This window comes from Streptomyces apocyni, assembly GCF_009739465.1.
Taxonomy (GTDB): Bacteria; Actinomycetota; Actinomycetes; order Streptomycetales; family Streptomycetaceae; genus Streptomyces; species Streptomyces apocyni.
Map to the genome: position 1 here is coordinate 147,972 of NZ_WHOM01000065.1, position 11,814 is coordinate 159,785.

Here is an 11,814-nt window from a genome sequence, read left to right on the forward strand (position 1 = left end):
TGAGGGGCGGCCCCAGCCGCGTACGCCCGAAAACCGATCAGACCGTTCAGACCGAAAACCGATCTGAACGATCAGAACTTGTTCGCGGGAGTGACGCCGAGCGACATCCCCGCCAGGCCGCGCTGCCGCCCGCCCAGCTTCCCCGCGATCGCCCGCAGCGCCGAGCCCGCCGGGGACTCCGGGTCGGTCAGGACGACGGGCTTGCCCTCGTCGCCGCCCTCGCGCAGCCGGACGTCGATCGGGATGGAGCCCAGCACCGGCACATGCGCGCCCGTCGTCTTCGTCAGACCCTCGGCGACCTGCTGGCCACCGCCCGTGCCGAAGACGTCCACCATCTCGTCGCAGTGCGGGCAGGGCAGACCCGACATGTTCTCCACCACACCGACGATCTTCTGGTGGGTCTGTACGGCGATCGACCCGGCCCGCTCGGCGACCTCGGCCGCGGCCTGCTGGGGCGTGGTGACCACCAGGATCTCGGCGTTCGGCACCAGCTGGGCCACCGAGATCGCGATGTCGCCGGTACCCGGCGGCAGGTCGAGCAGCAGCACGTCCAGGTCGCCCCAGTAGACGTCCGCGAGGAACTGCTGGAGCGCGCGGTGCAGCATCGGGCCGCGCCACACCACCGGGGCGTTACCCGGGGTGAACATGCCGATCGAAATGACCTTCACGCCGTTCGCGGACGGCGGCATGATCATGTTCTCGACCTGGGTCGGGCGGCCGTCGGCGCCCAGCATGCGGGGCACGGAGTGGCCGTAGATGTCGGCGTCCACGACACCGACTTTCAGTCCGTCGGCGGCCATCGCCGCGGCCAGGTTCACCGTCACCGAGGACTTGCCGACCCCGCCCTTGCCGGAGGCGACCGCGTACACCCTGGTCAGCGAGCCAGGCTTGGCGAAGGGTACTTCGCGCTCAGCCGTGCCGCCGCGCAGCGACTCGGCGAGCTCGCGCCGCTGCTCGTCGCTCATCACGTCCAGCGTGACGTCGACGCGCGTGACGCCTTCGACGGCGGCGACGGCGTCCGTGACGTTCTTCGTGATGGTCTCGCGCATCGGGCAGCCGGAGACCGTGAGGTAGACGGTGACGGCCACCGCACCATCGGCGCCGATCTCCACCGATTTGACCATGCCGAGCTCAGTGATCGGCCGGTGGATCTCCGGGTCGTTGACCGTCGCGAGCGCGTCATGCACCGCTTCTTCGGTCGGATACGTGTCGGTAGCCATACAGGAATGGTACGGCCGTGCGCGCGCGGGAAATAAGGAGGATCAGCGGTCGCCTTCGTCACGCCGCACACGCGCCTCGGACGGGAATAGCGTCCGCCGCTCCTCCATGTCCCTGACCAGATCCTGCAATTCCGAACGGATCCAGTCCCGGGTGGCGACCTCGCCGAGCCCCGCCCGCAGCGCGGCGATCTCCCGGGTCAGATACTCGGTGTCGGCGATGGACCGCTCGTTCTGCTTCCGGTCCTGCTCCAGGTTGACCCGGTCCCGGTCGTCCTGCCGGTTCTGCGCGAGCAGGATCAGCGGGGCGGCGTACGAGGCCTGGAGCGACAGCACCAGGGTGAGGAAGATAAACGGGAACTCGTCGAACCGCAGCTCCTCGGGCGCGAGGACGTTCCACGCGAGCCACAGCACGATGGCGACCGTCATCCAGACGATAAAACGCCCGGTGCCCAAGAAGCGGGCGATCTTCTCCGACATCCGCCCGAACGCGTCCGGGTCCCACTCCGGCAGCACCTTGAACCGGCGCCGGGGCAGCGGCTGGTCGAGCCGCACCCGCGCGCGGGTCAGCGCGCCAGGACCGCCAGGCCCGCGCTCCTTCTGCCCGCCCGGCTCACCGCGGTCGCCGAGCCCGCCCTCACCGCCCATGCGCGGACTCCTGCGGTCCGTGGGCGGGCCCGTGCGGTCCGTGGGCGGACTCCTCGAACTCGGTCTCGCGCCAGTCATCGGGCAGCAGATGGTCGAGTACGTCGTCCACCGTCACCGCGCCGAGCAGCGAGCCGCTCTCGTCCACGACCGGGGCGGCCACCATGTCGTACGTGGCGAAGAAGCTGGTCAGCGAGGGGAGCGAGGTCTCCGGGGTGAGGGTCTGCAGATCCTTGTCGAGCATCGAGCCGACCAGCGTGAACGGCGGATCACGCAGCAGCCGCTGGAAGTGCACGGTGCCGAGGTACTTGCCCGTCGGGGTCTGGTCCGGCGGGCGGCACACGTACACCTGGGCGGCCAGCGCGGGGGACAGGTCCGGGTTGCGTACCCGGGCGAGTGCGTCGGCGACCGTGGCGTCCGGTGACAGGACGATCGGCTCGGTGGTCATCAGCCCGCCCGCCGTCCGCTCCTCGTACGCCATCAGCCGCCGCACGTCGGCGGCCTCCTCCGGGCGCATCAGGGTGAGCAGCCGCTCGGTGTCCTCTTCGGGCAGCTCGGAGAGCAGGTCGGCCGCGTCGTCCGGGTCCATGGCCTCCAGGACGTCGGCGGCCCGTTCCTCCTGGAGTTTGCCGAGGATCTCGATCTGGTCGTCCTCGGGCAGCTCTTCGAGTACGTCGGCCAGCCGGTCGTCGTCCAGGGCGGCGGCCACCTCCGCGCGCCGCTTGGGGGAGAGGTGGTGCAGCACGTTGGCGAGGTCGGCCGGGCGCAGCTGCTCGAAGGTGGCCAGCAGGCTCTCGGCGCCCTGCCCCTGCTCCTCTAGCGAGAACCCGGTGACCGCCGACCACTCGACGGTCAGCGTCTCCCCCTTGCGCCGCAGCGCGCCCCCCTTGCCCTTGCGGACGAAGACCCGGTCGATCTCCCAGTCACGGCGTGCGGGCAGTTGCTGTACGGAGATGTCCAGGACGGTGACCTCCTCACCGGACTCCAGCAGCCGCACCCGGCGGTCCAGCAGTTCGCCGAGCACCAGCCGTTCGGTGGGCCGCTGCTCGAAGCGCCGTACGTTGAGCACGCCGGTGGTGATGACCTGGCCGGACTGGATGCCGGTCACCCGGGTCATGGGCAGGAAGATCCGGCGCCGGGTGGAGAGCTCGACGACCAGCCCGAGCAGCCGGGGCGGGCGCTGCCCTACGCGGAGCATCGCGACCAGGTCGCGCACCCGGCCCACGTAGTCACCGCCCGGGTCGAAGACGGCGATCCCGGCGAGGTGCGACACAAAGATCCGAGGGACGCCTCCCGCCATACCGCGCGCCTCCTCGTCTGTCCGCCTGCCCGCCTGCCCGACTGTCCGTGTGTCCGTGTGTCCGTGTGTCCGTGTGCCGGGAATACGGGATTCAGGCTAGCCCGTCCTGGTCAGGTCCGCCCTGGTGGAGCGTCTGGAAGGCTCTCTGCCGAGTGACGTAGGCGACACGGGTACGCTGCCGTACTGCCGCCCCGGACACCCGAATGAGAGGCAGTGCCGCACAGTGATCGTCATCCCGCAGGGCCGTTCCCGCCGCAGGGCACTCGTGAGCGCGGTGTGCGCGGGGCTGGTCGCCGGGATCACGGGGCTCGCGGGATGCAGTAGCCCGCCGCCGCCTCCGGACCCGGACAAGGGAACCAACGGCATCGGCAAGCTCTCCGCGACGAAGATCCAGAGCAGGTCGCTGAAGGCGGCCGCGGCGGCGGACTCGGTCCGCCTTTCCGGGTCGCTGGTCAGCAAGGGGCAGACGTACAAGCTGGAGATGGCGCTGACGGGCGACGGCGGCAGCGGTGAGGTCACGTCCCAGGACCGGATGTTCCACCTGCTGCGGATCGGGAAGCAGCTCTTCCTGAAGGCCGACGCCGCGTTCTGGACCCGCGGTGGTGAGGACGGGAAGAGCGGCGGCGCCGGAGTGTCCGACAAGCTGGACGGCAAGTACGTGAAGGTGCCGCAGGGCGACCCGGCGTATCAGCAGCTGAGCGGGTTCACCGACAAGGACAAGCTGCTCAAGGGTCTGCTCACGCTGCACGGCAAGCTGGCGACGGGCGAGCGCTCCGAGGTCGCGGGGCAGCGCGCCATCAGGATCAGCGGGGACGCCGGAGCGGGCGGCACGCTCGCGGTGTCCCTGGAGGGCACGCCGTACCCGCTGCTCATGGAGCGCGCCGGGGGAGCGGGCTCACTGCGCCTCACCGACTGGGGCAAGGACGTCGCCCTCGAAGAACCGGACAAGGACGAGACGGTCGACTACGGCCAGCAACTCCCCACGTCATGAGGCGCGGTCTGCCGAGTCAGAACCTGCCCTAGGCCCGCTTGGCATGGCCCCGGCGCAGCAGCCGGGGAAGGGCCGCGGGCGCGGGCTCGCGGGTGGTCGCGGGGGTGGCCATCGGGGGTATGGCGAGTGAGTCGGACGGCAGGTCGGTAGAGATGGCGTCCGGCTCCAAGCGCAGGACCCGGCAGTCGCGGGCCCAGCGCTCCGTGAGCTGGTCGCTGTCCACCGCGTTCAGCCGCTTGCCCTGGAGCTCCGCGACGGCCGCGTCCCACTCGGCTGACCGGGGCGCCAGCTCGGCCGCCCGCGCGGTCCAGCTGACGATCCGGCCGCCCTTGTCCTTGCTGCGTACGGTGACGGTCACGGCCGTACCGCCAGCGATGTCCGGCAGCGGCTGCTCACCGGGCCCGTCGCCCACCAGATGCGCGGCGCCGTCATGCCATACGTGCCACAGCGCGCGCTCCCGCCCGGCGCCCCGTACCCAGATCAGGCTGGACTTCTTGGTGGCCTCCTCGACCAGGGCACGGTCGAGGAGCTGCTCGGGCGTCGGCTCGGGAGTCGGCTCGGCGGCCGGTGCGGCAGTCATGCGGGCAGCTTAGAGCCTGCTCTTCGCCAGGCCATCGGACAGTCGCCTCAAAGCCAGCCGTTGCGCTTCAGGGTGCGGTGGATGGCCAGGCAGGTGCCGACGATGCCGGCCAGCACCATCGGGTAGCCGTACCTCCAGTGCAGTTCCGGCATGTGGTCGAAGTTCATGCCGTACACACCGCAGATCGCCGTCGGGACGGCGATGATCGCGGCCCAGGAGGTGATCTTGCGCATGTCCTCGTTCTGGGCGACCGTCGCCTGCGCGAGGTTCGCCTGCAGGATCGAGTTGAGCAGCTCGTCGAAGCCGACGACCTGCTCCTGCACCCGCGCCAAGTGGTCGGCGACGTTACGGAAGTACTTCTGGATGTCCGGGTCGATCAGCCGCATCGGCCGCTCACTCAGCAGCTGCATCGGCCGCAGCAGTGGTGTGACGGCCCGCTTGAACTCCAGTATTTCCCGCTTGAGCTGGTAGATCCGCCCCGCGTCGGCGCTCCGCGAACTGCCTTTGCGGTGCGCGGAGAAGACATCGATCTCGACTTCGTCGATGTCGTCCTGAAGCGCGTCGGCGACCGCGAGATAGCCGTCGACCACATGGTCGGCGACGGCGTGCAGCACCGCGGAAGGCCCCTTGGCGAGCAGCTCGGTGTCGTCCTGGAGCCGGTGCCGCAGGGCGCGCAGCGAACCCTGACCGCCGTGCCGCACGGTGATGAAGAAGTCCCGCCCGGTGAAGCACATCACCTCGCCGGACTCCACGACCTCGCTGGTGGCGGTGAGTTCGCCGTGCTCGACGTAGTGGATGGTCTTGAAGACCGTGAACAGCGTGTCGTCGTACCGCTCCAGCTTGGGTCGCTGGTGGGCGTGTACGGCGTCCTCCACGGCCAGCGGGTGCAGCCCGAACTCCACGGCGATACCGGCGAATTCGGCCTCGGTGGGCTCGTGCAGCCCGATCCAGGCGAAGCCGCCGTCGCGGCGCACCCGCAGCATCGCCTCGCGCGGGGTGAGGGTGCTCTCACTCTCCAGGCGGCGGCCGTCGCGGTAGACGGCGCAGTCGACGACCGCCGTGCCGACACCGGGGTCGCGGGTGGTGTCGTACGGGCTGTAGGGGCTGTACGGGGCGCGGCTCTTGCGCAGGGACGGGCGGACGGCGGCACGCAGGTCGCGGATCATCGACATGGCAGGCTCCTTCGCGCGCAGCGCGCTGCCCGCCGGGGTTGGCACAGCCCGGAATGGGGACGTACGGCTCATGGCCACGTCGCCAAAGCGGGCGGCACCGCACCATCGCGGCGGCAGCTTCGCTACTGACACAGATCAAGCACAGATCAAGCGGAACGGATCAGGCGAAAACGAGATGCTCTTCCGTCATGCGATGCGCCACGGGACCCCAGGTGTTTACCCGGCCGTGGGCCGGGTACGGGAAGCCTCGGTGAGAAGGAGCGGTCACCTGGCGGAAGAACGGGTGGTACTGCACGGTCGACTTCGATCCATCAGCCCCACCTCCTCCGGCCGGTCCCCCGTAGGGGAGATCCTCTGGCGGGCTCGGAAGCCGAGCCCTCGAAGGCCACGCTTCAGCGTGCTGCCCTGACCAGCGGCCAAGACTATCAGCCGACTGGCGCGTCAACGCGCCGCTTTGCGCGTTCCGTACGAGTTCTATGCTCGCCGTATGGCTGATGTTCTCGCACTCGTGGAAGCCCGACTCCGTAGCGCACTCGGGGAACCCGACGCGCGAGCCGCGGTGACGTTCCTTGGCACCGACCGTATGGAGGTGCTGCGCTTCGTCGACCACGAGGCGGACAGCCCCGTGGTCCGGTACGCCACCCTGGGGATGTCCGGGCAGCCGATGACGGACCCCACCGCCGCGCTCGCCGATCCGGTGCGCGGCCCGCGCGCCGAGCTGGTGCTCACGGTGCGCGGAGGCGTCGCCGACACCGACAAGGTGCTCCGCACGCTGGCCGTACTCGCCGTGTCGCCGCAGGTGGAGGGCTTGGTGGTGGTGCCTGGCGCGTCGCTCGACGTGGGCGAACCGCTGTGGCCCGGCGCGCAGTTCAGTTCCGTACTGGTCGCGGAGCCCGGTGGTCTGGTGGAGGACCTGGAGCTCCCGGAGCCGATGGAGCCGGTGGCCTTCCTTCCGCTGCTGCCGATGACCTCGAACGAGGCGGCGTACAAGCGGGTGCACGGAGCGGCGGCGCTCCAGGAGCGGTGGCTGGCCCACGGCACGGACCTACGCGACCCGGGGCGGCGGTCGGTACCGCTCGACTGAGCGTCTGACGCGGCGCGCCGGTGGCGGCGGTCTTGACCGCGCGGCCCTGTCAGGCGACCGTGGAAGAAACCGGGTCGGCCGGTCGCGGCGGCCCGAACGTGAGAGCCGGGCGTCGCTGCGCAGGCGGGGGTTCAGAGGCAGGCTCTCAGGGCCCCCGGACGGGTGATCGTCCTTGACGCGGCGACGGCCGGGGAGGACTGTTGGGCGCTATGAGGGGCGAACCCAGTTGCCCGAAGTGCGGTGGCCGGGTCAGGGCTCCCGGCCTCTTCGCCGACACTTGGCAGTGTGATGTGCACGGGGTCGTGCACCCCCTACAGCCCGTCGTCCCGCCCAGCGTCGAGGCGCTCGGCGTCGTCGTGCACCGTACGCAGGTGCCGGTGTGGATGCCGTGGCCACTTCCCGTCGGCTGGCTGTTCACCGGAGTCGCCTGCGCGGGTGACGACCGCAGCGGCGGCCGCGCCACCGCCGTCGCCTGTACGGGGCCGGGGCCACTGGGCGGTGTGGGGGAGCTGGTGCTGGTCGCCGAGGAGAGCGGCGTCGGCCTGGGCGCACGGTACGCGGGCATCGAGGGACCCGACCCTGGCCCGTATATGAACGTCGAGAAGCCGCCCCAGGCGAAGGTACTGGCCGCCGGGCGGCCGACCCCGCTCTGGCATGTCTCCGGCGCACCCGAAGACCGGGCGGTCTTCGCGGGCGAGGCGCGCGGGCTCTGGCTGTGGGCGGTCGTGTGGCCGGAGCAGTCGGGGCTGCTGATGTACGACGAGCTGGTGCTGACGGATCTGCGGGACGCGGGCGCCGAAGTGGAGCTGGTGCCGTGCGGGGCGCTGTCCCCACGTCTGCTGCGCGTCTGAGCGGGCGGGACGGGCCGTCGCGGACGTTATCCTTGAGCGTCCCCCGTACGTCCCGTCGAGTCAGGAGTAGCCGCGTGCGCGTCGATCTGCACACCCACTCCACGGCATCCGACGGTACGGACACCCCGGCCGAGCTGGTGCGTCACGCCGCCGCCGTGGGTCTGGACGTGGTCGCGCTGACCGACCACGACACCACGCGTGGACACGCCGAGGCCATCGCCGCGCTGCCCGCCGGGCTCACCCTGGTCACCGGCGCCGAGCTGTCCTGCCGCCTCGGCGGCGTGGGGCTGCACATGCTGGCGTACCTCTTCGACCCCGACGAGCCGGAACTGCTCCGCGAGCGCGAGTTGGTACGGGACGACCGGGTGCCGCGCGCCCAGGCGATGATCGGCAAGCTGCGGGAGCTCGATGTCCCGGTGACCTGGGAGCACGTCGCGCGGATCGCCGGGGACGGCTCGGTCGGGCGCCCGCATATCGCCGAGGCGCTGGTCGAGCTCGGCGTCGTACGCACGGTGTCCGACGCCTTCACGCCCGACTGGCTCGCCGACGGCGGCCGGGCCTACGTCGAGAAGCACGAACTCGACCCCTTCGACGCGATCCGCCTGGTCAAGGCAGCGGGCGGGGTGACGGTCTTCGCGCACCCGCTCGCCGTCAAGCGTGGCGAGGTGGTCCCCGAGTCGGTGATAGCGGAGCTGACCGCGGCGGGCCTCGACGGCATCGAGGTCGACCACATGGACCACGAACCGGCGACCCGCGCCAGGCTGCGCGGCCTCGCCTCGGACTTCGGGCTGCTGCCCACGGGGTCCAGCGACTACCACGGCAGCCGTAAGACCTGTGTGCTCGGTGAGTTCACCACCGACCCCGAGATCTACGGCGAGATCACCCGCCGCGCGGCCGGGGCGTTCCCCGTCCCCGGCGCGGGGGGTCAGGGAGCCTAGCTCCCCTCCACCGTCCAGGTTCAGCCGCCGTCTGGGTTCCAGATGGTCGTGCCTCCCCATCTTTGCTTTTCTTTCACCCCTCTCTCGCAAGGCCTCACTGTGTTCGACGCTGCCGTTTTCGGTTCCCTCTTTCTCACCCTTTTTGTGATCATGGACCCCCCTGGGGTCACCCCGATCTTCCTCGCGCTGACCTCGGGCCGTCCGGCCAAGGTGCAGCGGAAGATGGCACTCCAGGCCGTCGCCGTCGCCTTCAGCGTGATCACCATCTTCGGCCTGGTCGGCCACCAGATCCTGGACTACCTGCATGTCTCGGTGCCCGCGCTGATGATCGCGGGTGGCCTGCTGCTGCTTCTCATCGCGCTCGACCTGCTCACCGGCAAGACCGACGAGCCGAAGCAGACCAAGGACGTCAATGTCGCCCTAGTGCCGCTGGGGATGCCGCTGCTCGCCGGGCCCGGTGCGATCGTCTCGGTGATCCTCGCGGTGCAGAACGCGGACGGAGCCAAGGGACAGGTCTCCGTCTGGGCGGCGATCGTCGCGATGCACGTCGTGCTCTGGCTGGTCATGCGCTATTCGCTGCTGATCATCAGGGTCATCAAGGACGGTGGCGTGGTGCTGGTGACCCGGCTCGCGGGCATGATGCTCTCCGCGATCGCCGTGCAGCAGATCATCAACGGAGTCACCCAGGTGATCCAGGGCACCTGACCCCGCCCACGGACCCCGGCCCCCCGGACAGCTGGACCCCCGACCCCCCGGACGGCTGGACCCCCGACTACCGGACTAGGAGGGGGTGTTCTGGGCCGGGCGGATGTAGATGCGTTGGCCTATCGCGGCAGCCTGCCGCACCATCTGGTTGGCGGAGGCGGCGTCCACGACGGTGCTGTCCACGGCGGTGCCGTTGACGTCGTCCAGGCGCATGATCTCGAAGCGCACAGGGCTTCTCCCTTCGTTTGACTCCTCGTGTTGTTCTGAAGTGATAACGAGGTGCACCGTACAAACATTCCCTACGCTAAGGAAATTTTTCGCGAACCTAACTACTCGCCGGTATCGCGGTCGCTTGTGTTCGCTGTGTCACCGCCCGGACAATGGGAGGCATATGAACGATGACCTGGCCAACGCCGCAGAGCTCGCTGAGATCGGTGCCCGCATCGACCGCACCAACGAGCTGCTCCACCGCATGCTCGCCGAGGTGGCCAAGACGCCATCGACCCACGCGATCTTCGTGGACGCCGGGTATCTGTACGCCGCCGCTGGCCGCCTCGCCGCCGGGACCGAGGACCGCAGGGCCTTCGACCTGGACGCCGAGGGTTTGATTGACGCGCTGATCGACAAGGCCCGGACGATCTTCGCGGACAGCAGGCTGCTCCGCGTCTACTGGTACGACGGCGCCCGGCGCCGCATCCACACCTCCGAGCAGCAGTCGATCGCCGAACTACCGGACGTCAAGGTCCGCCTCGGCAACCTCAACGCCAACAACCAGCAGAAGGGCGTCGACTCCCTGATCCGCACCGACCTGGAGTCCCTCGCCCGGCACCGCGCCATCAGCGACGCCGCGCTGATCGGCGGCGACGAGGACCTGGTCTCCGCGGTCGAGGCGGCCCAGGGCTACGGGGCGCGGGTGCACCTGTGGGGCATCGAGGCACCGGACGGGCGGAACCAAGCCGAACCGCTGCTGTGGGAGGTCGACAGTCAGCGCACCTTCGACCTGGACTTCTTCAAGCCGTACGTCACCCGGCGCACCGCCACCACCTACGACCCGACCGCGCCCCGCCCGACCCGGGACGAGGTGCGGTTCGTCGGCGCCCAGATCGCCGCCACCTGGCTCGTCGCGCGGGGCCGCGAGACGCTGGTGCAGCTGCTGCCCGGGCACCCGTACCTCCCGGGCTCGGTGGACCAGGAACTGCTGGTCGAGGCCGAGCAGTTGCTCCAGTACTCGCTCCGCGGACAGGCGGACCTGCGCCGGGCGCTGCGGGACGGCTTCTGGGACCATCTGCACACGCAGTACTGACGGGAGACGCCTCCCTGGGGTCTGGCCCTGGGGTCTGGCCTGGGGTCTGGCCCTAGGCTCAGAGGTCGTCCCAGAACCGGATGAGCGCCTCGGCCGTGACCGCCGGGCGGTCGGTGTTGGGGGAGTGGTCGGCGCCCGCGATCACGGTGCGGCGGGCCTTGAGGCGTAGCGCCATCTCGTCAAGGAGCGGCACCGGCCAGGTGTCGTCGTGCTCGCCGGACAGGACGTGCTTGGGGATCGGCACGGCGGCCAGTTCCGCGACCCGGTCCGGCTCGGTGCGTAGCTGTTGCCCGGTGGCCGCGAGCTGCGCCGGGCTGTTGCGCAGCCAGCGGGTCCGCAGGTCGTCGTCGGAGCCGCCGTTGGTGTCGGTCTCCTCAGGGGGCTCCATCGCCTGGATCGCCTCCCAGACCTCGGCGAGGTCCATCGCCGCGAGCGCGTCGCCCAGGAGCTTCACCCGCTCCTGCTGGGACGGCGAGATCCGGCCCGGGCCCGAGGAGATCAGCGTCAGCGAGGCGAAGGGCGCGGCGTCGAGCAGTACGGCGGCGCGGGCGATCTGCCCGCCGAGTGAGTGCCCGACGAGGTGGACCGGTCCGTCGGCACGCAGGGCGGCGGTCTGGGCGAGCACGTCGCGCGCCAACTCCTGCTGGGCGTAAGCCGATACGTCGTCCCGTGGCCCCTCGGACTCGTACTGCCCGCGACCGTCGACCGCGACGCAGCGGTACCCGGCGGCACTGATCGGCTCCAGCAGCGCGATGAAGTCCTCCTTGCTCCCGGTGTACCCGGGCAGCAGCAGGACGGTGTGGCTGGCGTGCTCCGTCGGCGTGGGGTTCGGGTGCGCGTCGAGCGCGGCGAACGTGCCGCGCTCCGTGCGCAGTTGCCGGGCGCGGGCGCAAGGCGGCGGGGTGAAGGTCGGTGGCCTGCTCATGGCACGAGGTTAGGGCCTGCCCGCTGGATCACACCGGGCAGGCCCGCTCCGCCCGGCCCCGCTCCCGACCCGCTGACACGACGATGGCCCGGCTCCCCCTCGG

General features: G+C 70.5%; 13 protein-coding genes. 6 read left to right on the forward strand and 7 right to left on the reverse strand.

Going from position 1 to position 11,814, the window contains the following annotated elements:
- Positions 1-71 precede the first annotated feature (71 nt).
- From GCN81_RS19635 to GCN81_RS19645, 3 genes are read right to left on the reverse strand one after another with little or no spacing between them, the layout of a single operon-like run.
- Positions 72-1,220: an Mrp/NBP35 family ATP-binding protein gene (locus tag GCN81_RS19635; protein WP_156725912.1), complete on the reverse strand. Its 1,149-nt coding sequence runs from the start codon at positions 1,218-1,220 to the stop codon at positions 72-74.
- A gap of 42 nt (positions 1,221-1,262) precedes the next feature.
- Entirely contained in the window at positions 1,263-1,865 is a 603-nt protein-coding gene (locus GCN81_RS19640) for a DUF1003 domain-containing protein (protein ID WP_156725913.1), read from the reverse strand.
- Complete coding sequence (locus tag GCN81_RS19645) at positions 1,855-3,162, reverse strand: magnesium transporter MgtE N-terminal domain-containing protein (RefSeq protein WP_156725914.1); 1,308 nt, start codon at positions 3,160-3,162, stop codon at positions 1,855-1,857. Before GCN81_RS19645 ends, GCN81_RS19640 begins: the two co-directional genes overlap by 11 nt.
- Positions 3,163-3,385: 223 nt before the next feature.
- Here GCN81_RS19645 and GCN81_RS19650 point away from each other — a divergent pair, with 223 nt between their 5' ends.
- Positions 3,386-4,153, forward strand: coding sequence for a hypothetical protein (locus tag GCN81_RS19650; RefSeq protein WP_156725915.1), 768 nt, complete (start codon positions 3,386-3,388; stop codon positions 4,151-4,153).
- Positions 4,154-4,181: 28 nt separating this feature from the next.
- On the opposite strand, the gene GCN81_RS19655 is transcribed toward GCN81_RS19650, so the two are convergent.
- Together GCN81_RS19655 and GCN81_RS19660 are read right to left on the reverse strand one after the other, a co-directional pair.
- Positions 4,182-4,733, reverse strand: a complete 552-nt coding sequence (locus tag GCN81_RS19655; RefSeq protein ID WP_156725916.1) for a hypothetical protein — start codon at positions 4,731-4,733, stop codon at positions 4,182-4,184.
- A 47-nt stretch (positions 4,734-4,780) separates the two neighbouring features.
- Positions 4,781-5,905 carry a magnesium and cobalt transport protein CorA gene (locus GCN81_RS19660; protein ID WP_156725917.1) on the reverse strand — a complete coding sequence of 375 codons (1,125 nt, stop codon included), beginning with the start codon at positions 5,903-5,905 and terminating at the stop codon, positions 4,781-4,783.
- A gap of 487 nt (positions 5,906-6,392) precedes the next feature.
- Here GCN81_RS19660 and GCN81_RS19665 point away from each other — a divergent pair, with 487 nt between their 5' ends.
- From GCN81_RS19665 to GCN81_RS19680, 4 genes are all read left to right on the forward strand, one after another.
- Positions 6,393-6,989 carry a suppressor of fused domain protein gene (locus tag GCN81_RS19665; RefSeq protein WP_156725918.1) on the forward strand — a complete coding sequence of 199 codons (597 nt, stop codon included), beginning with the start codon at positions 6,393-6,395 and terminating at the stop codon, positions 6,987-6,989.
- Between the two features lie 209 nt (positions 6,990-7,198).
- The gene (locus GCN81_RS19670; protein WP_156725919.1) at positions 7,199-7,840 is read left to right on the forward strand and encodes a DUF6758 family protein; all 642 of its coding nucleotides are present in this window, start codon (positions 7,199-7,201) and stop codon (positions 7,838-7,840) included.
- 74 nt (positions 7,841-7,914) lie between these two features.
- Entirely contained in the window at positions 7,915-8,778 is an 864-nt protein-coding gene (locus GCN81_RS19675) for a PHP domain-containing protein (protein ID WP_156725920.1), read from the forward strand.
- A gap of 99 nt (positions 8,779-8,877) precedes the next feature.
- Positions 8,878-9,483 (forward strand): MarC family protein, encoded by a 606-nt coding sequence (locus GCN81_RS19680; RefSeq protein WP_156725921.1) that lies wholly within the window; start codon positions 8,878-8,880, stop codon positions 9,481-9,483.
- Positions 9,484-9,558: 75 nt separating this feature from the next.
- Here the strand turns inward: GCN81_RS19680 and GCN81_RS31955 are convergent, their stop codons facing one another.
- Positions 9,559-9,711: a hypothetical protein gene (locus GCN81_RS31955; RefSeq protein WP_197287709.1), complete on the reverse strand. Its 153-nt coding sequence runs from the start codon at positions 9,709-9,711 to the stop codon at positions 9,559-9,561.
- Between the two features lie 163 nt (positions 9,712-9,874).
- Here GCN81_RS31955 and GCN81_RS19685 point away from each other — a divergent pair, with 163 nt between their 5' ends.
- Entirely contained in the window at positions 9,875-10,786 is a 912-nt protein-coding gene (locus GCN81_RS19685; RefSeq protein ID WP_156725922.1) for an NYN domain-containing protein, read from the forward strand.
- Positions 10,787-10,844: 58 nt separating this feature from the next.
- On the opposite strand, the gene GCN81_RS19690 is transcribed toward GCN81_RS19685, so the two are convergent.
- Complete coding sequence (locus GCN81_RS19690) at positions 10,845-11,711, reverse strand: alpha/beta fold hydrolase (RefSeq protein WP_156725923.1); 867 nt, start codon at positions 11,709-11,711, stop codon at positions 10,845-10,847.
- Between the last annotated feature and the right edge of the window lie 103 nt (positions 11,712-11,814).